A 22,778-nucleotide genomic window follows, 5' to 3' on the forward strand; every position below is an offset into this window, starting at 1 on the left:
ATAAAACAATATAACATACAGCTCAGATAATTTAAAAAAATTAATCATTACCGTAGACAAGATCAATAAACTCTGAATTTTCTAATTTCCCAAAATAATCGGCAATAGTTATATGATGTAACTTCTTAGTGATTTCATTTTTATCATAAGGAACACCAATTAATAGCTCTTCAAGATCTGCAACGGGTTGTCTACCAAAGAAATCTCCAAAAATTTTAAAGTCAGAAATATGTCCTTTTTCTACAAAAATACGCAGATCTATCTCTCCTATTGGAAATCGTTTATTGCGTTGTATGTTAAACTTTGGCGAGTTTCCAAAATTCCAATCCCACAAATCATATTTTGCTGCTTTTAATTCTTTAACAGCTTTCCACTCTACTTCGGTTAATTTATGAATTTCAAATGCTTCCTTGGCTTCAAACAAACCAGTAAGTAATTGTTTTTTAAACAGATCCATTGTAATTGGTTCTTTTAAAAACTCACTAATATTTGCAACACGGCTCCTAACCGATTTATGTCCTTTAGATTGAATTTTACTCATTTTTACTTGAAGTGCTTTCCCAACCTCACTCATATCTGTATCGAATAATAAAGTACCATGACTGATCATTCGTTTTCCTGTAGAAAATTGAGCTGTTCCAGAGATTTTCTTTTCATCAACTAGGATATCATTTCTCCCCTTTAACTCGGCGTTTACCCCCAATTCATTTAAAACACGAATTACAGGTTCTGTAAACTTTTTAAAATTACTAATACTTTTTCCGTCGTGATTGGTTATAAAACTGAAGTTTAAATTTCCTAAATCATGATAAACCGCTCCTCCACCAGAAATACGTCTAACTACTTTTATATCATTTTTGTCGATATATTCTTGGTTAATTTCTTCTAAAGTATTTTGATTACGGCCAATAATTATAGATGGCGCATTAATATAAAATAATAAATAATCTGTTGAAGCGTCAAAGTTTCTTAACGCATATTCTTCTAATGCTAAATTAAGCTTAGGATCTGTACATCCTTCATTATCAATAAAAATCATAGGTTTTATCTATTAATTGTAGCTAACAAATATAACGATTTTCTAAAGTTTTTTTTAAGTATAATAAGACTAAAATAACACAGATGCAAGGGAATTTCAAAACAAAAAAAAAAGCCAACTTTAAAAAACAGCATTTTCTGTTTTTTATATAAGTTGGCAAATATGTTTAGCCCTGATTGAATGGTCTGTTTGAGCTCTTTTTTGTTTTTTCAACAAAAAAAGCGAGTAATGAAAGCGGGAAATAGCTACAAAAACTACTGATTCTCTTTAATAGAATCTATTTTTCTCTGAAGCTTTTCTATTTCTGTAAGTTTTTTATCTTGTGCAGAAAGTAGCTTAATAGAATCTAATATTTGCTGATTTTTATCTAGGTTAGAAATTAATTTTATAGAATCTAAAACTTGTTTGTTCTGTTCTAAAATTGTTTTTTGCTTTTCGAAATACAAATTACTTCCTTCACTAGTTTTCCAAGCTTCATTTAATTGGTTGTAAACCTCCTCGTTCCAAGTACTTGGTTTTTTAGCATTTATCCAAACTACATCTCTATATTCACTATCTATTAAGGCTAAATCTGGCGTTGCAGAGCCATCAAATTGTTCTGGATTATCTGAACTAATTGTAGAAACTGTTCCTAGAAAAAACATTCTTTTTCTACCTGCAATATTCTTAATATAAGGTCTAAATTCTACGGGGGTATTTGAGTTCCAATCATACTCTTTTTTAGATTCTTTTACTTTTAAAGGCATCGCAGAAACTCCTGCATATCCTTGTTTTTTTGATGCATGATCGTAAAAATAAAACTTATCTGTACCGTCTGCTGGGATAAATACACTGTAACTTAAACTGGTTCTTTCATTACCTACTGGCTCTAAACCAAACCAATGATATAAGCCGCTAAAAGCATCTGTTTTACTGTCTGAAAAATCGAAATCGGTTACATAAGGTTGTGCATTTTGATCTTTTGGTACCGTAGGAATTTTTACTGCACTTTCCATGTTCCAAGGTAATGGATCTGAAAATCCTGCTAAAAACTTTAAACTTTCTGCTTGCAAACGAGATACGAGCTCTGATAATGTGTTCTGTTTGGTTAAATAAGCATGATTTTTCATTTCATCTGGAGCAATATAAGTTCCTTTACCAATGGTAATTCTTTCTAAATAATCTATAATATCATGTTCTCCGTTTTCAATGACCATGACACCTCCAAAACTTGGATATGGAAAAAAGAAGCCTTTCCACTTTATTAAACTCACAACCTCTACCCAAGCTCCTTTATCATTTTTCATGTAATACGTGTCGCTTGGTTCGTAATTAAAAAGCATCCAAGGATTTAAACGTTGTACTACCGCATTGTAGGTATTTCTACTAAATTTTAAAGATTCTCCAATAGAAAATGTCACCGAGATTCTATTTTCTGATGAAAAACGAGGAAAAGGAGTTGTACTTGACACAGAAAACACCTCTTCTGTATTGTCTTTTAATCCTTGCCAATAGTATTTTTCTGTAGGCTGGATTGCCATAGTCCATTGATTGTTTCCATCCACTCTTACCAAATGTGGCAACGAAACATCTTTGGTTTCTCCTACAGATTCGTTTGCCATAGAAAAAATGTTTCTTAATGGCTGAATTCTTTCATTTTGAGTTAATGGCAACTCATGAATTTCTATCTTATTTAAATCGTTAAATACGTTATAGGTTTTCATATAATCGTAGAATTGTAAATTCCAACCTACATAATATAAGATTCCAAAAAATGCTGATAAGAAAAACAAAATTCCGATTCTTTTCCCAACACCTACCGCTTTTCTAAAACCTCGTAAACCTAGAAACAGCAGTGAAAAGCACAATAAAATTATGAAAATAAATTTTCTAAAAAATATTAATGCTGGCTGATAATCATCTCTAAAAAAGAATAATAATGCCAATAATATTATTAAAAATAGTATGACTCTTTTCTTTTGCTTTGCTCCTTTACTCCAATAATTCTTAATCATAACTACAAGTTTGAAGTATGAAGTTTGAAACTAGAAGTTTCTTACCCATACTTACTATTTTATTCTAATTAATTTTATACTATTTTTTTGATTAGTGCCACCAAATACTTATAAAAGTCCTTTATCTTTTAATCGTTCTCTTGCACTTTTGTCTGCTACTTTAGGTACTTCTTTTGTTACGTCAACTTCCTTATTATCTTTTTCTTTAAAATCTTCTACAAAATCTTTTCCTTTTTCTATAATTTCTTCTAATTTATCCTCGAAAGCCTCAGTCTGTTCTTCAATAATTTCTGAAGATTTAAAAATAGCTCCTGCAATATAAGTCCCAATCAAAGTTCCGAAAATCATGGATGCAAACAATGAAATTGTTGCATAATTTATGGGAATTAAAAATTGCACAATTAAAATTCCGATTAGAAATACAACAGCGATATAGACAAACCTTAAAACAAAATTCTGCTGAAACACAAAACCTTTTGTATCGGTATCTTTCATCTGTAATTCTTCTGAATTCATTACTTTATTGAAGAATAGATACATTTTATTACCTCTTGATTCTCTCCAATAAATAACAATTCCGAATAAAATTGCTGCGATAAATATGATGATTTCTATGGTCATGGTTATAAAAAGATTGAAGTTATATATAAAATTAGTCTATTTTTTCTAAAAATTGTTACAAATTGTTTCTATTACCCAATCTTGTGTTGAATCTTCTAAAGTTTTAAAAACTTCGTAAAATTGTTCTTTGTCATACCAATACAAAAATAACACATCTTTTGGTGCAATGTTTACTAATAAACTCCAAATTAAATCTTGATGATTTGGTAATAATGAAGAGTGTGGTTTGTGCAGAGCCACATACATTTCTTCATCAATAAAATCTTTCGGATTTATGTTTTTAGAAATTTGCTGTTTTTCTAAAAACAACTCTAAACCCATTATTTTTTTTCTTGATGAAATATCTATTTTGTTTAAATAACTCTTAAATAAAATCCCCTCTTCTAAAATATCTTTAACAGAGTGTGTCGATTTTTTTAAATACGATGAAAACATATATTTCTGAATTCTCTTGTATCTTTTTTTAGTAGTTTCTTCTTCTAAATCTAACTCTAGAACATTATAACTGATTAATTTCTCAATCATTTCTTTATGTGAAATATGATACATTAAAACATCATACGTTGTATCTTGTATTGCCTCTTTGTAGGTTGCTTCATTTTGAAAAACAAGAACTGGTACTACTAAATCTCTTAATAAGAAAACACCACCAAAAGCCTTTGTATAAAAAGAATCTGTTGTAAAAATAATTTCTTCTATACTTAAATTTCTCTCTCTTAAATCTCCATATTTCTTTGCAGATGTTATCAATTTATTGTGAATCTCTTCGTTTATAAAATTGTTATCAGCATTAAATAATTCAATTAATTGTAATTGCTCTTCTTTGGCTTTGTGTAATTTATCAATTAAATGAAACTTAATCGTAATGTCTTTGTACCTTAAAATATCTAAAGGTTCATAAAAAACATCTATTTTTTGATCAAACTCAATGCAAACAGCAGAATCTCTTGTAATATCGTTAATCGTTTTTTCATGTTTTTTAAACACCATTTTCATCAACTCTCTATCAAAAGAATTAAACGGATTGTATACAGGTAATCCTTTTTGTCTTGGAGTAATAATTATAGCGTAGGTATTTGCTTCACCATTATTTAAATAAAAGGGTTCCCCTTTTTCTTCTGCTATTTCCGGACTCCAACCTACTCCGTCTATTGAAAATGACGTCAATTTGGTTTTTGTAAACCCGAGTTTTACAAGACATTTATTATAACGTTCTACCAATTTTCCACTAACGTTAATGGACTCGCTTCTGTATAAATTGGCTTTTATTAGTTTTTGCATTTTTTAATTGTTACACAGAGTTTCACTGAAATAATACAGAGAAACACGGAGTATTTTTTTTTACTCTTAATATTACTTTTTATTACTCTAATAATTTATGAATGATAGCATATTGCAAAAGTACAATAGTTCTTGTATCTACAATTTCTCCTTCATTTAACATTCTTACAGCTTCTGTAAACGGAATTTCTAAAACTTCTATATCTTCTGTTTCACTTTCTAAACCTCCACCTTCACTCACTTTCATATCGTCTGTATATTCACCCACAAAAAAGTGCATTTTCTCTGTTAAAACTCCGGGTGATGAATAACCTTCATATACTTTTTTAACAGACTTTAAACGAATCCCTACTTCTTCTTCGGTTTCTCTAATGATACATTGTTCTGGATTGTCTAAATCCAATAATCCGGCAGGAATTTCAATTAAAAATCCGTCTTTGTTATCATGTAAAAAAGTAGGTAATCTAAATTGTTTGATTAAAACCACTGTTTTTTTGGTGGTATTGTACAACAAAATCCCAGCTCCATGACCACGTTCATAGACTTCTCTCATTTGTTGTACCCAACTTCCGTCGGACATTTGATAATCGAAATTGAATTTATTTAACGTGTAATAATTATCTGATAATAATGTCTTTTTACTATTTTTTATTCTGATGTTACTCATTCTCAAAAGTTTTTCTTGCTTGTAAATCAATATTCATTTGGTTGACTCTCGCGTCTACTTTTCTCTTAAAATCTGTATCTGCAATCGTGGCAACATTATCTAAATAACGTACCACTTCTTGTCTTCTAATTTCAGAAAAATTAAGTCCTTTCATATTGCTTTTCATTAACTCTTGCAACATGTTAAATTTGGTTTCATATTTCTGTTTGAAATAAATTTCAGGATTTTCAAACCAATCTTGTTCTAAATCGAAATCTGTTAATCGCAATGAAATTGCAGACTGAATATTACGCACATCTCTCGATGAAAAGAATGGAAATATTTTCTGAATTTCTTTGTATAAAATGGCAAAGAACAAATGCTCATTTGATCTATGGTTTTTCTCTGCTCTGTCATACGCTTCTAAAACTCTTTGTTCGGATGGTTTTTCTACAGAGCCCAAAATTTCTCCCATACTTTTTGTCAATCCTTGATCTTTTAAAAACTGATAATTAGACGGATTTTGCATGTTTACAAAATCGGGCATTGTTTTTTCAAACTTTTTCCACCAAATATAATCCTGATCTAAAAAATCGTGTTCTGTTCTTGCTCCATCAATTTTAAATCTACCTTGTACACGAGAAATTACCGCTTTATCTAACATTTCTGGCAAATTGGTAAATAATCCGATAGAAGAATTTCCATAATTAACCGCATAAGCGCCTTCTGTATATCGTAAGAAAACTCCAATAACTTCTTTTACACCCGCCGAAACGCCTTGTGTAGTTCTTTCTTGTAAATTGTTTTCTGCATCATCAATAGGCGCAAAAATTAATTTTGTTGGGTCTTGCATGGGCTTCATCCATTCTACCATTTTTTCTGCAGATCCTCCTTGAAAAGTAGAGATTAACGTGTCTGGCATTGGATGAAATAAAAACGGAATCTCTAAATTGTCTGAATATTCTTTTAGTCGTGTTGCAATGGCTGCAATTAACATCGATTTTCCTGTTCCCGGAATTCCATATCCCATAAAAACAGGCATAAAACCACCCAATTCTTGAAACGGATTCTTCTTTGCATCAAAATCGTAACTCAGCATTCTTTCTGTTAATCTACGTGCAAAATGTTTAGCATCTTTATTCCCTACAATTTGCTCGAACTGAATTTTATTAAATTCGATACTTTTTGCGGTTCCAGAAAAAACATTGTCCCAACCAGAAATAGCAAAATCAGAATTTTCTAATTTATAGGTCCTATCAACTATGGTTTCGGTGTATTCTAAACTGCTTTTACGCAATTGAATTTCATCAATTAGAGCTTCAAAATACACCACTGTAAAATCAATGACATCTTTGTCTGACTTTACAATATCTGGATGTCCTAAATATTTATCAAAATAAAATAAAGAACACGCAATTCCTTTTAAAGGTGATAAAAGCGAAACTTCTGGAATACCAGCAAACTTTTGCTTCATCACCGATAAATCATCTGAAGCATGTGGTTTTAAATCGTGTAAAATTTTATAAGAAGTCGCAAATAATTGAAAAGCTGTTGCTGTTTGCATCTTACTTTCAAATTCTCTTTTTCCTTGAGAATCTAAAGCCGATTTTCGTTCGTGCAAACTTGATAAACCAGATGAATCATAATAATTATCTTTAATCCAAATACCTAAAGTGAGTCCTTCTTGCACTGCATACAACGTCTGATTCAAATACACAGGTATTGCTATAGAATCTGGCAATAATCTCTTTTTTAAAGCTAAAATAGTTTTAGAAATTGATGTAACTTCTACATTGCTTCCTGAATTAGCTCTTGACAAATACAGCAAAATCGATTCGTCTTTTGCGTCTTTTTCTTTATTCTTTGCTCTATTACTTTGCTCCCACTGAATACTTTTTAAATAACCAGAAGCTTCATCGCGAAGCATGTTTAATTCATTTTGTTTGATGGGAAAAGTAGAATTATGATTCATAGTTTTTCAGTATGCAGTTGGCAGTAGTAGTTGGCAATTTTACACTGCTTTTCTTATACCTGGTTATTTTTTATATTTTTAATTTTCATTCTTCAAACCTCACAAGTTTTAAAAACCTTTGAGGTCTTGTCTTTATTCTCAAACTCTATTTCACATCAATTTTTAAACTCGCCAATTCAATCGGCGGTTTTGCCAATTTATCTAAAGTTCTTGGTGTTTGGTTATATAATAATTGAATTATCCTGTGAGGCGCTAAAACATATTTTTGTTGAATAACTTCACTCCATTTTTGCATGGTTTGTTTAGAGAAAAAACTTCCTTCTGTAAATGTATCACCAGAAAAAACCTCATCTATTTTTAATGACAAAGCATAAGACTCTAAAGGAATTTCTTTTTTAGCAATTCCACCTAAAATAGTATGTGTTATTTCATTTTCGTCTTTTGCGAAGACATTATGAAAAGGTCCTAAATCTATTCTTTTCAGATGTTTTGGCCTGATATCTGGTAATTTTCGATCAATATTATACGCCATTGTATCTAAAGACATTTCTCTATCTGCTGTTTCTTTTAAGACTTCATAAATTTTTTCTTTGTCTATTTTTCCGTCATAATTAAAATACATATAACAAATAAAAGGTCGGTTATGACTTACGTCATAGAAACTCCAACTTGTCATATATTGATAATTCTGACCTTCCTTAGCGGTTAATATTTTACCTTGTACAAATCTGTTAAAAATGTATTTTTTTTCTACAGAAGTATAATAAATAAAAGAAGAAGCTTTAAATAAATCTAACCTTTTAATAGGTTGTTTTTTAACTAAAAGTGTGTTTAAAAATTCTGCTTTTAGAATTTCTACATCTTTTAATTTATCTAAATGCTGATTTCTTAACTCTAAATCGTTGTACAAAAATCGAAACTCTAAATAATTAGGAAACCCAGAGTCTGTTAAATCGACTTTCATGTTATCTTCTTCGTCATACATATATTTAATACGCATGGCTTCTATAGAATATAAAAGTAAATCTGAATATTGCTTAAAAAGTAACAATTCTTGATGTGTGCATAATTTTTCTTGTTGCACACTTACAATGAGTTCTTTTAATACAAAATCTACCATTTTATGATAAAAAACATATTGTTCTTTTGAATCTAAAAGTGCAGAATCTAAAGGTGTTGTAATCATTTTTTAGTTGATAATCTTTTACAATGAATTTATTTAGCAAGTATGCCAGCTGCGTTAAGGATTGAAATGGCATCCTTTTTTGAGGCACGAAAAAAAGATATAAAGAAAAGCCTGACCTTCTTTTTGATTTTCAAAAAAGAAGGTAACGCCCAAAATATTTTTCTTAACAACAATTTTCAGGCACAAGCTAACTGCTAACTACAACTGAAAACTGAATACTTTTTACCCTAACAAATCGTCGTTAGAAGTATCTGTTTTTGGTTTTGCTGCAGGAGCATCCGTTCCTTTTGGAGCAGTTGCATCTGCTTTGTAATAGTCTTCAAAAATCTCTTTCATGTCTATTCCGTAACGGTCTGCAAAGTTCTTTTGAATGTCGATATCTTTCTCTCTAATTTCATGTAAAGCCTCTGCGTAAGAGCTATAAACACCGGTCATCACTTTTTCGTGAAGCGGAATATTATCCATCATTTCTTGACGTGCTCTAGCACTTGCAGAATGCATAGACGCTAAAGTTTCTCCGATATGCTCATCTGTTTTTACACCTAAATGCTCTAAAATTGCCGCAAATTCTTGGTCTGTTCTTGCTTTTAATGCAACCACATAACCATCATAATACTTTAACCTTTCTTCAGTATCCGACTTTAATTTTGCTCTATGTGTTTGTAAATTAGAACGCAAAGAAGTTAATACTTTAATGGTTAAATTGTGTTTGTGCACAAAACTATCTTTACTGGCAGCCAAGGTTGTGTAAGCATTTTTAAGACCTTCTAACTCTTCTACTTTTTGCTCAATAGCAGTCATTTTACCAATCGCTTCTGAATAGGCAGTAGATTGTTTGTCTACAATTTCTTCTAATTCTTGTCGAGATTGTTTTAATAAAGCATACTGCTCTTCTAATTGCTCTTCTACTTCTTTCTTTTTAGCTAACGCTTTTGTATGATTTTTAGAAGCCTCTACAATAGCATCTTTTAACTTTTCTTCTACTTCTTTTATTTCTACTTCTCTATTTTTTAAACGCGTAACTGCTGCTTGAGATTTGTAAGAAAGCTCACTTAATAGCGTTTGAATATCGGCACTTTCTATACGTTGCTGAAATAATGCTTTTGCTTTATTATCTGCACCTGCACGTAGTTTTTCTGCTGCTGCAAATTCTATTTCTTCTTTTTTAATCTTCGATTTTCTACCCCATAAATTGTTCCACCAAGTATCTGCTTTGTTTTGTGCATCTTCTAACTCTATTCTTGCTCGTTCTAATCCTTTTTGAGCATCGTCTATTACTTTTTGTTCTGATGGGTTTAAGGCTGAAAATTTCTCGAACATAATACCAACTTCATCTTGGTAATCTGTTAAGTCTTTTATAGCATCTAAAAGCGTACTTCTGTCTTTTTCTGCCATGTGCACAACATCATCTAAGGTTGCGTTTAGAATTTTTTGGCGAGACTCTGGATCATCTTCTTGTGCCAATTTAGATTTCATGGTGTCAATCGCTTTCCCCCAATTTACATCTACTTTTTCAGTTTTTTTGTTTGCACTAGTTTCTAGTAAATCAAAATCATCAGACATAGTTATTTTTTGTTTTTTTAAAGTTGAACAATTTTTAGAGAAGCAATTTCGTTAAAAATTTTGAAATAAAAACAATATCGCCTCTAAATATATGTAGCTCAGATTCTTTATTTGTTACAACTAATTTAATATTTTTAAAGTTTTAATGCATATAAAGCTACTTTTTGACAAGATTTCAAATAATAATACTTCCCAAAAAACATTTAATTCTATTTTTTACATGTTTCAACTATTTTTTAACACAATAAAATGATAGGACTCTATAAATAGTTTTATTTTTATTTTTTAAAACCCTCAATTTGAAAATAAAACTACTTTTATTACTTATTCTTATTAGTATCAATACTTTCTCGCAAAGAGAAACAGATCATTGGTATTTTGGAGATAAAGCAGGCATTCATTTTAATAAAGAAAATGTAGATGTTTTAGAAGACAGCCAAATGACAGTTCTTAAAGGCTCTTCAAGTATTTCGGATAACCAAGGAAACTTATTATTTTATACAGACGGACAAACCATCTGGAATAAAAATAATGAGATAATGATAAATGGTGAGGGCTTAAATGGCGAGTTAAACAACACGCAATCTTCGATAATTATACCTAAGCCAAATAGTGATTCTACTTTTTATGTTTTTACAACTAGAAAAACAGAATTAAGTTCTCCCTTAGTTTATCCTATGATTTATCATTCAGAAATAGAATTTTCAACTTCAAGACCTTTAGGCTGGGTTAAATACAAGAACATGCCACTTATACATTCCACAGCAAATAAAATTACCGCTGTACACCATAAAAACGGTAAAGATGTTTGGGTTATAACTTACGGAAGTAATGCATATGAAGCTGAAAATGATATTTTTTACGCTATTAAAGTTACAGAAGATGGTGTAGAAAGACCATTTACAACAACACAACTTGAGTATGTAAAATATGAAAATAGTTATGATGGAGAAATGACAATTTCTCCTGATGGAAGTACCATCGCTTTATATAATGATGGTCTTATCAGGTTTTTTAATTTTGATAGCAATACCGGTATTTTATCAAAATTAAAATATGTAACCATAGCAGAATTTGGTGGAGCTGGTTATGCCGCTTATGGACTTACTTTTTCTCCTGATTCTAAATTTTTATATTATTCTGCAAGTTATAGTGGTCAAACCTATAACATAATGCAATTAGAAGTAGCCAATACAAATGAAAGTTATAGAGGAACCCCCGTATACTCTGGTCCACTAGACATACTGCAATCTTCTATAAGCCTAGGTACAGACGGAAAAATATATATTGCACAATCAACCTATGAAAATCTATATGATATAAATGGTTATAAAATTGGTTATAACCTATTTCCTGTCCAAACTCTTAGTATTGTACATGAGCCTAATAAAATAGGTGCTTTGGCAAACTACGAACATGAAGCTCTAAATTTAAAAAGTGGTGCTTCTTATAGAGGCTTGCCTAATTTTATTCAATCTTATTTTAGAAATAGAATTGTTACTAAAAATGAATGTATTACAGATACTTTTAACTTTAGTCTAGACTCTTATAATACAATATCTAATGCCGAATGGGATTTTGGCGATGGAAATTCTGCTTCAGGTTTATCTTCAGATCATCAATACGCATCCGAAGGTAATTACCTAGTAACCTGCACCGTAACAATTAACGGAACCGATATTCCTTTTTATAAAGAAGTAACAGTTTATCCATTACCTGTTTTAACTCCAGACCAAAAATTAATACAATGTGATGTTGATAATAATGGAATCGATTTTTTTGATTTAACTGATATTGGAGATAAAATAGTTAAAGATGCCTTTAATAAAGCGTATCTTTTCTACAAAAACAGCATAGATGCAGAAAATGATGAAAACCGCATACCAAATCCAAAAAACTTCGAAAATGAAAGCAATCCTCAAGAACTTTTTGTAAAAGTTATTTCGGAAAAAGGCTGTGGAAACATTACTAACTTTTTTATTGAATCTAAGTTTGTTTCTCTTGGTACCATTGACACGTATTATACCTGTGATAGCTCAGACAATTTAAATGGAGACAGTATTGGATATTTCGATTTAAAAACAAAAAGCACTGAAATTTTAGACCAATTTAGTTTAGATTCTAAAAATACAATTCGTTTTTACCCAACATTATTAGACGCACAAACCACAGAAAATCAACTTCCTTATAAACTTAATACGCCATCTACAACTATTTATGTTCGAGTAGATAATGAGTTAGGTTGTGGCGGAATGGAGCCTATAAATTTAGTAGTAAATCCTACTCCCAAAATAGAGCTACAAGACAGTTACACTATTTGTTTTAATCCAAATGTAAACCCAATTACCCTAACAGCAGATGCTAGCAATGATTTATATGAATGGAGAGATAGTTCAGACAATATTATAAGCACAAACAAAGACTTTAAATTAAATGCTATCGGAGATTTTTCTTTAACGGTTTACAAAACCGAAAACGGAATAACCTGTACTAGTTTTAAAGAATTCACAGTAAATAATCCGCCAGCGGCAACGATTTACTACATCAATGTAAACACAGAAGACGAAGCCAATAATATTGTTGATATTAGTCTTGATGGTAACAGTACCTATGAATTCTCATTAGATAATAACACCTTTTTTGGTAATGGAACTTCACATACTTTTACGCATGTCACTCCAGGATCAAGAACTATTTATATAAGAGATCTTAATAATTGTGAACCTCCAGTGCAAACCGATGTTTCAGTAATTGGGTATAGAAAGTTTTTTACACCAAACAATGATAATAAAAACGACTATTGGAATGTAAAAGGAATAAACAGCACTTTCTTTAAATCTGTTAAAATATTTATCTTTGATAGATACGGTAAAGCAGTCTACCAAATTACAGATTTCAATAATCTAGGTTGGGACGGAACCTATAATGGTAAACCGCTGCCTTCTAACGATTATTGGTTTCAATCTGAAATTATTGACAACAACGACCAATTAATTAAAGCTTCTGGAAATTTTAGTTTAATAAGAAAGTAATAATCTTTTTTCTATCCGTATTTTTACATCATGGAATTTAAATTGGTATCAGAATTTTCTCCTACGGGAGATCAACCACAAGCAATAAAAGAACTTACACAAAGTGTTAATGATGGCGAAAAATATCAAACGCTTTTAGGAGTAACAGGTTCCGGTAAAACATTTACCGTTGCTAACGTGGTAAAAAACGTAGACAAACCTACCTTAGTTTTAGCGCACAATAAAACATTGGCTGCACAATTGTATTCTGAGTTTAAACAATTCTTTCCTGATAATGCCGTAGAATATTTTGTTTCGTACTATGATTATTATCAACCAGAAGCATATATTCCCGTTACCGGAACCTTTATTGAAAAAGATTTATCTATCAATGATGATATAGAACGTTTGCGTTTAAGCACTACTTCTTCTCTACTTTCTGGTAGACGAGATGTTATTGTAATTGCATCGGTTTCTTGTTTGTATGGTATTGGAAATCCGGTTGAATTTAAGAAAAACGTCATTCCCATTCATGTTGATCAACAAATTGCAAGAACAAAATTTTTACATCAACTAGTACAAAGTTTATATTCTAGAACAGAACACGAAATAAAAAGCGGAACCTTTAAAGTAAAAGGAGATGTGGTTACCATTTATCCGTCTTACGGAGACAATGGCTATAGAGTCCATTTTTTTGGTGATGAAATTGAAGAAATAGAATCATTCGATTTAGAAAGTAATACCGTTTTAGAAAGCTTTAGTGAACTGACCATTTACCCAGCAAACTTATTTGTAACGTCTCCAGACATTTTACAAAATGCCATTCATCAAATTCAGGAAGATATGATGAAACAGGTAGATTATTTTAAAGAAATAGGCAAGCATTTAGAAGCAAAACGTTTAAAAGAGCGAACAGAATTCGACTTAGAAATGATTCGTGAATTGGGTTATTGTTCTGGTATTGAGAACTACTCTCGTTATTTAGACGGACGAGAACCTGGTACAAGACCGTTCTGTTTGTTAGATTATTTTCCGGGTGATTATTTAATGGTTATTGATGAAAGCCACGTAACCGTTCCGCAAACACACGCTATGTATGGTGGCGATAGAAGTAGAAAAGAAAATTTGGTGGAATACGGTTTTAGATTACCTGCTGCAATGGACAATCGTCCGTTAAAATTTGAAGAGTTTGAAGAAATTCAGAATCAGGTAATTTACGTCTCTGCAACGCCTGCAGATTACGAGTTAGAAAAAACAGAAGGTGTTTTTGTAGAGCAAGTAATTAGACCTACGGGTTTGTTAGATCCGGTAATTGAAATTAGACCAAGCTTAAATCAGATTGATGATTTAATTGAAGAAATACAACAAAGAGTAGAAAAAGACGAACGTACTTTGGTTACTACACTTACCAAAAGAATGGCAGAAGAATTGACTAAATATTTAACAAGAGTAGATATTCGTTGTCGTTATATTCATTCTGATGTTGATACATTAGAGCGTGTAGAAATTATGCAAGATTTGCGTAAAGGTTTGTTTGATGTTTTAATTGGCGTCAACCTTTTGCGTGAAGGTTTAGATTTACCAGAAGTTTCTTTAGTAGCAATTTTAGATGCTGATAAAGAAGGTTTTTTACGTTCGCACCGATCTATTACACAAACCGTTGGTAGAGCTGCAAGAAATGTAAATGGTTTGGCAATTTTATATGCTGATAAAATGACCAACAGCATGCAAAAAACCATTGACGAAACCGAACGCAGGCGAGAAAAGCAAATTGCCTACAATACCAAACACGGCATCACTCCGACTCAGATTAACAAAAAAATTGATGATACTTTGTCAAAATCTGCTGTTTCTAGTTATCATTACGATAATGCAAAACAGGTTGCCGCGGAACAAGATTTACAGTATTTACCAAAAGAGGAAATAGAAAAACGTATTAGAGAAAAACGCAAGCACATGGAAGCTGCCGCAAAAGAATTAGACTTTATTGTTGCTGCAAAATTACGTGATGAAATTGCGGTTTTGAGAGAAAAATTGTAATAAATAATTCCATATTTTTTTTACAAAATTATTTTTTAAAACTTCTTTTGAATAAAATTTAAGTAAAATAAACATTAAGTTAAGTCGAATAAAAAAGCAAAAAAAAAGCAATTCTATTAATAAGTTTTAATGTAGATAATTATCAATAGTTAAGTAAGGTCTTATTTATATTTTCACAACAATAATTAAAACAATGAAAAAGATAATTACTCTTATTATCTTATTTATAGGATTAAATTCAATTGCCCAAAATAAATTTGAAAAAGGTTATTTTACAACTATAGATGGAAACAAAACTGAATGCTTAATTAAAAATGAAGATTGGAGGCAAATTCCATCTCAATTTCAATTTAAATTAACTGATAAATCTGAAGTTAAAAAAATACAATCTAATCAGTTAAACGTATTAGAAATCTATAATAAATTCTTATTTGAAAAACATAAAGTAGACATTAACAAATATTCTAATAATTTAAATAACCTGAGTAATAAAAGGGTCTCAATATTTAAAAATAAAAACTTGTTCTTAAAAGTAATAATAAAAGGAAAAGCAAGTCTATTTAAATATTCAGATAACGGAGTTGATTACTTTTTTTATAGTATAAATTCAAAAATTAAACCTTTAGAGTATAAAAAATATAAGAATAATAAAGGTGGTATTTCTGAAAACTTAAATTACCAAAAAACGTTGAGGGATGAATTAAATTGTAAAAACATTAATACTAACATTAAATATAGAGAAGATAGTTTTATCAACTTTTTCTCAAAATTCAACTCATGCTCTAATAGTTCAAATAAATTATATATAAAAAAAAACAGAAAAGGTAAATTTAATATTTATGGTAAAATAGGTTTTGGACTATCATTATTAGATTTTACTTCTACCCCAGCAATTAATTTAGGTTTAGAATTAGAATATATTTTCCCTTTCAATAATAATAAATGGTCTCTATTTACTGAGCCTACTTATCAGTCTGCTTTCAAAACAATTAATATAGATGTAGTTACAGGATATACACTTTATGCACCACCATCAAACCCAAATGCAATGGTTAACTTACCGATTTATAGTAATGAAAAAGTAAAATACAGCTCTTTAGAAATCCCCATTGCAATAAGACATTATCTATTCCTTAATAATAAAAAAGTTTTATTTATTAATTCGGGTATTAACTTAGACTTTCCTATAAAATTTAATGAAAAGGAAACTAAAATGAATAAAAACATAAGTTTTCTTTTAGGAATTGGATACCACTTTAATAATAAACTCAGTATAGAAGCACGTTATAATGCACCTAAAAAAATAACTTCAGAAAGTAATACTGAATATCCAAACATTCAAAGTTTCATGATTAAATTAGGATATTCTTTTAATTAAAAAATTACAAACTATACATTAAAAGAACTATGAAAAAAATAATATCAATTCTATTAATACTAATATTGCTTTCATGCTCAAACGATGAGTCTCTTCCTCATCAAAATTCAAATCCTGAAGAAATAAAACTAGAAAAAATTTCTTTTGAAGGAAAAACAGTTACTATAGATTGGAATACTGTTTTAGATGCAGATGATGATCTTATATATTATAGCTTATATATAAATTCTATTTTAGTAGAAAAAACAACTAAATCTATAAGCACATCACTCTTAGAGTATAACAATGAATATAGAGGTAGAATCATTGCCACAGATAAAAACGGAGGAGTTTCTGAATTAGAATTCACTTTTGAAAGCCCTAAAAGTAAAATCCTACTTTTTTCAGATTCTTCTCAAAACTTAATAGCATATGATTTAATTACAAATAAGACTTTGTGGGAATCTAGCACTTCGTTTATTGAAGCTCATACAACTTATAAAGACATGATTTTTTCAGGTGTAAAAGGATTAAACGGTATTAACATCCTTACAGGTGAAATTGAATGGACAAGCAGTCCGGGTACTAATTATAATGAATATAGAAACATTATTACAGATAATACCAATGTATATGCTTTTGATGCAAGTAGTAAACTTTATTGTGTAAATATTGAATCAAAAGAAAAATTATGGGATCGTAGTTTTCTTAATTATTACGCAACACTATCTATCGATGAAACTAGAGTCTTTGTAAGCAGTAGAAATAATGATCATTTATACGCCATAAATAAAGTATCAGGACAAACAGATTGGAGTCTAAGGTTAAACGCAAGCTATAAATTTTTAACCAATCCTTTAATTAATAACGACCAAATATATATTGGGGATTACTATGGTATATTTTATGCATTGAATAAAAATAACGGAAGTAAAATATGGACTGTCGATATGGGAAGATATAATTCCTTTTTTGCAGCACCCACAATATTCGAAAACACTATAATAACAGGAACCTATAGCACTCTTTATGCTTTGTATGAAAACAACGGCAATATTAAATGGACTTACAAACCTGAAGGAACAATAGAAACTTCTCCTTTTATACACAACAACAATATTTATATTGGTTTATCTAAAAATGGAACAGCAGAATTAGTCTGTTTAAATGCAGAAGACGGCAGTTTTAAATGGAAATATGATTTAAGTTCTAAAACAACTACTTCTCCTATTGTTTACGAAGGCATTGTCTATATCGGTGATTGGGATAATAACTTCTATGCAATTAACGCGACTAATGGTAGCTTAGAATGGAAACTACAAACAGATAATCCTATTATAAAGTCTCCAATAATTATTATTGGAAACAGTGATACTGTAATTTATCCTAGTTCTCACGGCTTAAAAAACTAACAAAAATCCCCTATAAAATGATTAAAAAAATCACAATATTAGTATACATAATATTTGCTCTTATAGCATGTTCTAAAGACGATGAACCCGATTTACCAATTGTTTTAAGCAATCAGAACACCATTAACTCATTTGACCTTACTATTAACGGAGAAATTATAAACGGAACTATAAACCAAATAGACAAAACAATACTATTTAGTTTAGCTGGAGCTGACATTTCTGCCTTAAAGCCTTCAATTGATTATTCTGAAAACGCAAATATATCACCTAACATAAACGAATCTCAAAATTTTAATAATGAAGTAGCATACACTGTATATGCAGAGAATGGAGACCCTAATATTTATAGAGTTATTGTTAACAATAGACCACTTAATTCAGAAAGTGAAATACTATCCTTTTCGGTCCTTGTTGAAAATAAAACTATTGAAGCCTATATTAATAAAGACAACAAAATTATTAATTTTAATATGGGAACATTAGATAAAAGTTCGCTTTTACCTACAATATCAATTTCTGAAAACGCTACAATTTCTCCTGATATTACAATTCCTCAAAACTTTGAAGAACCAGTTAATTATACCGTTACCGCAGAAAACGGAGATAAAACGGAATATACAATCATTGCTAATATGCCCCAAATTAGCGACAATAGTAACTCTTCATCGGCCCACCTTTACTATATTAGAGCAGATTTACGTATTTCAGGTCAATTTTTAGACATGGATAAACCTGGTGCAGAAATCTACTTATACGATGGTAGTAATAAATATGAACTAAATATTTTAAGCCAAAACAGCTATTCTTCTCAAGAAAACATTATTGAATATAGTCTAAATACTAAAATTACAGAAAATATACCAACTTACGGTAATTACAAAATAGTATATCAAACAAATTCAATACGTATAGAATCAAGTCAATTTATAGATATACTTGCAGAAAGTGCTCCTAAATTCATTTCATTAAATCAAGATTCTTTTTCTTACAATGATATTTTAAAGATTACTGGTGAGAATATTACACAAACAATTGCAATTCCTTCAAATGGCTCTATATTTCAAATACAAAATTCTTCCAACTACGATTACACTGTAAATAGTGATAAAACTCAGGCAACATTAACACTTGATTACTATTATTTGTTTCCGGCATACTTTGGAAATCCTGCAGCTCCAAAAACCATTACTTTTTGGGGACCAGGAAGAAGGATAGGTGAATCATTTACAACTATATTCAATTAAATTTATCTAATAATACTATTAAAGAAGATTAAAAGTTACTATAAAACAATGAAAAATTAAGTTTTCAAAACTGTAATTCTTCCAATACACTTTTTGCTAAATAAAAAAATGCCTCAATTACTTGAGGCATTTTTAATATAGCGTAATACTAAAATAAAGTATTCTACTTTACTACTACTCATACTTTTTTCAAATAACAAACCACCTTTATAGATTCCTTTCAAAACAGGACGTATATATATTCCTAACAAGCAACTTTCTTATATAATGCCAAGTAATGCTAAAATAATGGGAGTAAATATGGCCGTAAACAATCCGTTTAAAATAAGTCCCATACTTGAATATGCTCCAAATCGTTGACTTATAGCCATCGCCTGAGCCGTTCCAAGCCCGTGACTTGCGGTCCCCATTGAAAGACTTTTAGACATTGGATTACTCACTTTAAATAGTTGTAAAATTTTAAAACCTGCTACTGATCCAAAAATTCCTACCATAACAACCATTGATGCAGTAAGAGATGGAATCCCCCCTATTGACTGTGAAATATCAATAGCAAGCGGAGTCGTAACAGACTTAGGTGCTATCGAAATTATTACATCATTTGAAGCTCCTAACCACTTAGCAATAAGAACCCCCGAAATTATACCTACTATAGAACCTACTAATTGTGAAATAAAAATAGGGATTACTTGTTTTTTAATTTTACTTAACTGAAGATATAACGGTACTCCTAATGCTACAATTGAAGGTTTTAGAAAAAACTCAATAAACTTACCTGCCTCATGATAAGTCTCATAAGAAATACCTGCTAATTTTAAAATGCCTATTACAGCAATTATTGTTATTAATATAGGATTTAGTAGAACTGAGTTGGTTTTATTTTGAAGATATTTTGTCAACCAATAAATACCTACAGTTATGGTTAACAACATATAAGGTTCTGAAATCAGTTTCATTTTTTATCTTTTGTTAGTTTCTTCAATCTTATTTTCCTCAACACTTGATGTGTAAAACTAGTGCTTAGTAAAACTAAAACAGTACTCCCCAGAATTGCTGCTAGTATTGGTACTAGTTCTTTTGAAATTAAATCAAGATAACACATAATAGCTACGCCCGGTGGTATAAAAAAAAAGACCATGTTATCTAAAAGAAAATCAGCAACTTCCTGTATCCATTTAAGTTTAATTACTTTAAATTGAAGTCCTGCTGTTAATAACAACATACCTATGATACTTGAAGGGATTTTAATCCCAGTGAAATAAACTATAATCTCACCTAGAGCAAGACACATGAGTATTATGAATAATTGTCTAATCATACTATTATTTTTCTACTACAAAAGTAGTGTTCTATAAAAAGATAGAGCTGATAATTCTCATGAAACAATAATATTATTTTCTATAATATTTACATAAAAAAAGAAAGATTCATTAATAGAAATTAAGGATAAAAAAAATGATTTTAAAAGACAAAAAACGAACCTTATAAAAAACCCAAATAATACACTTTGCAACTATTCAATACCTTTTTTCAAAAAGGTAAATCAACTTTATAGATTTCTTTTAGAATTAAATTGATAACTATTCCTAATAGTTACAAGAAATAAGACTACTAGCAAAAATTTATTATAGTCACTAAATTATTACTTTTTTTAAAACAAAACTTATAGGATTTTGATTGAAAAAAGAATGTTTCAACTCTTGATTTCTTAACTTAAAAAAGTAACTTAGCTAACATTAAATCTAAAAACGCGGCATATTCATCTTAACGTTACCAGCAATTAAAAACAATAAAAAAGATTAATTAACAGAACAAACAATATAATGGAAACGATATATATTGCAGGGGGCTGCCTTTGGGGCGTTCAAGAGTTTTTCAAACACATACCAGGTGTACTTGAAACCCAAGCCGGAAGAGCTAATGGAACTACCAAATCTACTAAAACAACCTATGATGGTTTTGCCGAATGTGTCAAAATAACCTTTAACCCTAAGGTTATTTCAGTTGAAGATTTAATACATCACTTATTAGAAATTATTGATCCTTATAGTATCAACCAACAAGGAAACGATATCGGAGAGAAATATCGCACAGGCTTTTACAGCGATCATCAAAAACATCTGTTAAAAGCAAAAAATTGTATTCAAAAAATAGAACAGACATTAAACCTTAAAAATAAAACCATAAAAAAAATAGCGATTGAAGTGCTTCCTTTAACTAATTTTATCCCGAGTGATGAAGAACATCAACATAGATTAACCTTGCACCCGAATGATCATTCTTATTGCCACATTCCTTTAGACATACTGTATAAGTATAAAAAAAAGGTAAGTAATAATTAACTAGGTAGCTAGAATTCTCCCAAGTCTGTTATTAAAACGAAGTATATAAAAGAGAATCTTAATCAGCCTTTATACTTTTAATTAATAAGGATTTAGAGCTATTTCTTTTATTGAGATATTCATTAAGTGCAAGAGAAGCAAAAATAAGACTTCCACCAATTAAAATCTTTTGAATATCTGCCTCTTTATTCCAAATAACAAGATTGACAATTAATCCTATTGGAACTAATGCATTATTCATAATTGCTAACGAGCCTGTATTTACCATAACAACACCTTTGTTCCAAAAAAAATAACCTAGTCCAGAAGCCACAGCGCCCAAATATATTAATACTCCCCACTGAACAGATGTGGTTGGCAACTTTTCTGTTGCCCCAAAAATGAAAAAAGCAATAAGTGCTACTAGAAATGCTCCAATAAAGAACAACCCAAAAATAGTATGCTTTGGAGTACTTTTTAATTCAGGCGTAGATTTTAATAAATATTTATAAGCGATTTGACCTACAGCAAAGCAAAGGTTGGCACCTTGGGTAATCATAAAACCTAAAAATACATTTTCACTAATACTTGAGTATTGAATATAAGCAGCTCCTAAAACAGCTATTAAAGCAGTAAGCAGATGTCTTTTATGAAATTTTTTACTTAAAAAATCATTTAATAAAGTAATGTAAATTGGTGTAAGCACACTAAAAAGTAACACTTCTGGCACCGTAAGAAAACGAAACGATTGAAAGTAAAAACAATACATTAAACCCAATTGAACTGAACCAATTGCAATAAGTTTGTAAATTGTTGCTACTTTAATTTTCTTCAGCTTTAAAAAAGGTAAAAAAAGCATTGTAGCAACACCTATACGCATCAATACTGAAAACCAAGCATCAACAAACCCAGAAAGATATACACCAATTAAGCTAAACGAAAAAGCCCAAATCATAGTAACTCCAAATAAATACTTCATAAAAAAACTAGATAAACAATAATTAATTAGACACCACTTAAAAAAACAAAAAATTAACTAAAAAAAGACAATGATTTTTAATGAATCTTCTAGTTACAATTAACAAAGC

17 protein-coding genes are annotated in these 22,778 nt (G+C 30.1%); 6 read left to right on the forward strand and 11 right to left on the reverse strand.

Annotation, left to right across the window (positions count from 1 at the left end; all coding sequences use genetic code 11):
* Positions 1-40: 40 nt before the first annotated feature.
* The 8 genes from H0I27_RS12295 to H0I27_RS12330 form a co-directional block, all read right to left on the reverse strand.
* A complete protein-coding gene (locus tag H0I27_RS12295; RefSeq protein ID WP_218730980.1) occupies positions 41-1,039 on the reverse strand; it encodes a lipoate--protein ligase in 999 nt (332 codons plus the stop codon).
* A gap of 254 nt (positions 1,040-1,293) precedes the next feature.
* A complete protein-coding gene (locus tag H0I27_RS12300; protein ID WP_218730981.1) occupies positions 1,294-3,033 on the reverse strand; it encodes a hypothetical protein in 1,740 nt (579 codons plus the stop codon).
* Positions 3,034-3,141: 108 nt separating this feature from the next.
* The gene (locus H0I27_RS12305; protein ID WP_218730982.1) at positions 3,142-3,654 is read right to left on the reverse strand and encodes a hypothetical protein; all 513 of its coding nucleotides are present in this window, start codon (positions 3,652-3,654) and stop codon (positions 3,142-3,144) included.
* Between the two features lie 45 nt (positions 3,655-3,699).
* Positions 3,700-4,935: a DUF6638 family protein gene (locus H0I27_RS12310; RefSeq protein WP_218730983.1), complete on the reverse strand. Its 1,236-nt coding sequence runs from the start codon at positions 4,933-4,935 to the stop codon at positions 3,700-3,702.
* Positions 4,936-5,017: 82 nt separating this feature from the next.
* Positions 5,018-5,602 carry an NUDIX domain-containing protein gene (locus H0I27_RS12315; RefSeq protein WP_218730984.1) on the reverse strand — a complete coding sequence of 195 codons (585 nt, stop codon included), beginning with the start codon at positions 5,600-5,602 and terminating at the stop codon, positions 5,018-5,020.
* Positions 5,595-7,553, reverse strand: coding sequence for an AAA family ATPase (locus tag H0I27_RS12320; RefSeq protein ID WP_218730985.1), 1,959 nt, complete (start codon positions 7,551-7,553; stop codon positions 5,595-5,597). The genes H0I27_RS12315 and H0I27_RS12320 overlap by 8 nt, the downstream gene beginning before the upstream one ends.
* Positions 7,554-7,698: 145 nt before the next feature.
* Positions 7,699-8,739 carry a hypothetical protein gene (locus H0I27_RS12325; RefSeq protein ID WP_218730986.1) on the reverse strand — a complete coding sequence of 347 codons (1,041 nt, stop codon included), beginning with the start codon at positions 8,737-8,739 and terminating at the stop codon, positions 7,699-7,701.
* 222 nt (positions 8,740-8,961) lie between these two features.
* The gene (locus tag H0I27_RS12330; protein WP_218730987.1) at positions 8,962-10,302 is read right to left on the reverse strand and encodes a microtubule-binding protein; all 1,341 of its coding nucleotides are present in this window, start codon (positions 10,300-10,302) and stop codon (positions 8,962-8,964) included.
* Positions 10,303-10,601: 299 nt separating this feature from the next.
* Here H0I27_RS12330 and H0I27_RS12335 point away from each other — a divergent pair, with 299 nt between their 5' ends.
* From H0I27_RS12335 to H0I27_RS12355, 5 genes are all read left to right on the forward strand, one after another.
* A complete protein-coding gene (locus H0I27_RS12335; RefSeq protein ID WP_218730988.1) occupies positions 10,602-13,334 on the forward strand; it encodes a T9SS type B sorting domain-containing protein in 2,733 nt (910 codons plus the stop codon).
* Between the two features lie 30 nt (positions 13,335-13,364).
* Positions 13,365-15,353: an excinuclease ABC subunit UvrB gene (uvrB, locus tag H0I27_RS12340; RefSeq protein WP_218730989.1), complete on the forward strand. Its 1,989-nt coding sequence runs from the start codon at positions 13,365-13,367 to the stop codon at positions 15,351-15,353.
* Positions 15,354-15,546: 193 nt separating this feature from the next.
* On the forward strand, positions 15,547-16,731 hold the full coding sequence (locus tag H0I27_RS12345; RefSeq protein ID WP_218730990.1) for a PorT family protein: 1,185 nt from the start codon (positions 15,547-15,549) through the stop codon (positions 16,729-16,731).
* Positions 16,732-16,760: 29 nt separating this feature from the next.
* Positions 16,761-18,122, forward strand: a complete 1,362-nt coding sequence (locus H0I27_RS12350; protein ID WP_218730991.1) for a PQQ-binding-like beta-propeller repeat protein — start codon at positions 16,761-16,763, stop codon at positions 18,120-18,122.
* 17 nt (positions 18,123-18,139) lie between these two features.
* Positions 18,140-19,369, forward strand: coding sequence for a DUF5018 domain-containing protein (locus H0I27_RS12355; RefSeq protein ID WP_218730992.1), 1,230 nt, complete (start codon positions 18,140-18,142; stop codon positions 19,367-19,369).
* Between the two features lie 260 nt (positions 19,370-19,629).
* Here H0I27_RS12355 and H0I27_RS12360 read toward each other — a convergent pair whose 3' ends face one another.
* Together H0I27_RS12360 and H0I27_RS12365 are read right to left on the reverse strand one after the other, a co-directional pair.
* Positions 19,630-20,325: an LrgB family protein gene (locus H0I27_RS12360; protein WP_218730993.1), complete on the reverse strand. Its 696-nt coding sequence runs from the start codon at positions 20,323-20,325 to the stop codon at positions 19,630-19,632.
* Positions 20,322-20,687, reverse strand: coding sequence for a CidA/LrgA family protein (locus H0I27_RS12365; protein ID WP_218730994.1), 366 nt, complete (start codon positions 20,685-20,687; stop codon positions 20,322-20,324). Before H0I27_RS12365 ends, H0I27_RS12360 begins: the two co-directional genes overlap by 4 nt.
* A 505-nt stretch (positions 20,688-21,192) precedes the next feature.
* On the opposite strand from H0I27_RS12365, the gene H0I27_RS12370 reads away from it, so the two are divergent.
* Positions 21,193-21,711, forward strand: a complete 519-nt coding sequence (locus H0I27_RS12370) for a peptide-methionine (S)-S-oxide reductase (RefSeq protein WP_218730995.1) — start codon at positions 21,193-21,195, stop codon at positions 21,709-21,711.
* Between the two features lie 58 nt (positions 21,712-21,769).
* Here the strand turns inward: H0I27_RS12370 and H0I27_RS12375 are convergent, their stop codons facing one another.
* The gene (locus H0I27_RS12375) at positions 21,770-22,669 is read right to left on the reverse strand and encodes an EamA family transporter (protein ID WP_218730996.1); all 900 of its coding nucleotides are present in this window, start codon (positions 22,667-22,669) and stop codon (positions 21,770-21,772) included.
* Positions 22,670-22,778: the final 109 nt, after the last annotated feature.

It is taken from the genome of Polaribacter sp. HaHaR_3_91, from assembly GCF_019278525.1.
Classification (GTDB): Bacteria; Bacteroidota; Bacteroidia; order Flavobacteriales; family Flavobacteriaceae; genus Polaribacter.

What these genes read in the sequence shown, in the direction of transcription:
- H0I27_RS12295 (WP_218730980.1), bottom strand. Translation starts at nt 1,039, where the DNA reads ATGATTTTTATTGATAATGAAGGATGTACAGATCCTAAGCTTAATTTA.
- H0I27_RS12300 (WP_218730981.1), bottom strand. Translation starts at nt 3,033, where the DNA reads ATGATTAAGAATTATTGGAGTAAAGGAGCAAAGCAAAAGAAAAGAGTC.
- H0I27_RS12305 (WP_218730982.1), bottom strand. Translation starts at nt 3,654, where the DNA reads ATGACCATAGAAATCATCATATTTATCGCAGCAATTTTATTCGGAATT.
- H0I27_RS12310 (WP_218730983.1), bottom strand. Translation starts at nt 4,935, where the DNA reads ATGCAAAAACTAATAAAAGCCAATTTATACAGAAGCGAGTCCATTAAC.
- H0I27_RS12315 (WP_218730984.1), bottom strand. Translation starts at nt 5,602, where the DNA reads ATGAGTAACATCAGAATAAAAAATAGTAAAAAGACATTATTATCAGAT.
- H0I27_RS12320 (WP_218730985.1), bottom strand. Translation starts at nt 7,553, where the DNA reads ATGAATCATAATTCTACTTTTCCCATCAAACAAAATGAATTAAACATG.
- H0I27_RS12325 (WP_218730986.1), bottom strand. Translation starts at nt 8,739, where the DNA reads ATGATTACAACACCTTTAGATTCTGCACTTTTAGATTCAAAAGAACAA.
- H0I27_RS12330 (WP_218730987.1), bottom strand. Translation starts at nt 10,302, where the DNA reads ATGTCTGATGATTTTGATTTACTAGAAACTAGTGCAAACAAAAAAACT.
- uvrB (WP_218730989.1), top strand. Translation starts at nt 13,365, where the DNA reads ATGGAATTTAAATTGGTATCAGAATTTTCTCCTACGGGAGATCAACCA.
- H0I27_RS12345 (WP_218730990.1), top strand. Translation starts at nt 15,547, where the DNA reads ATGAAAAAGATAATTACTCTTATTATCTTATTTATAGGATTAAATTCA.
- H0I27_RS12350 (WP_218730991.1), top strand. Translation starts at nt 16,761, where the DNA reads ATGAAAAAAATAATATCAATTCTATTAATACTAATATTGCTTTCATGC.
- H0I27_RS12355 (WP_218730992.1), top strand. Translation starts at nt 18,140, where the DNA reads ATGATTAAAAAAATCACAATATTAGTATACATAATATTTGCTCTTATA.
- H0I27_RS12360 (WP_218730993.1), bottom strand. Translation starts at nt 20,325, where the DNA reads ATGAAACTGATTTCAGAACCTTATATGTTGTTAACCATAACTGTAGGT.
- H0I27_RS12365 (WP_218730994.1), bottom strand. Translation starts at nt 20,687, where the DNA reads ATGATTAGACAATTATTCATAATACTCATGTGTCTTGCTCTAGGTGAG.
- H0I27_RS12370 (WP_218730995.1), top strand. Translation starts at nt 21,193, where the DNA reads ATGGAAACGATATATATTGCAGGGGGCTGCCTTTGGGGCGTTCAAGAG.
- H0I27_RS12375 (WP_218730996.1), bottom strand. Translation starts at nt 22,669, where the DNA reads ATGAAGTATTTATTTGGAGTTACTATGATTTGGGCTTTTTCGTTTAGC.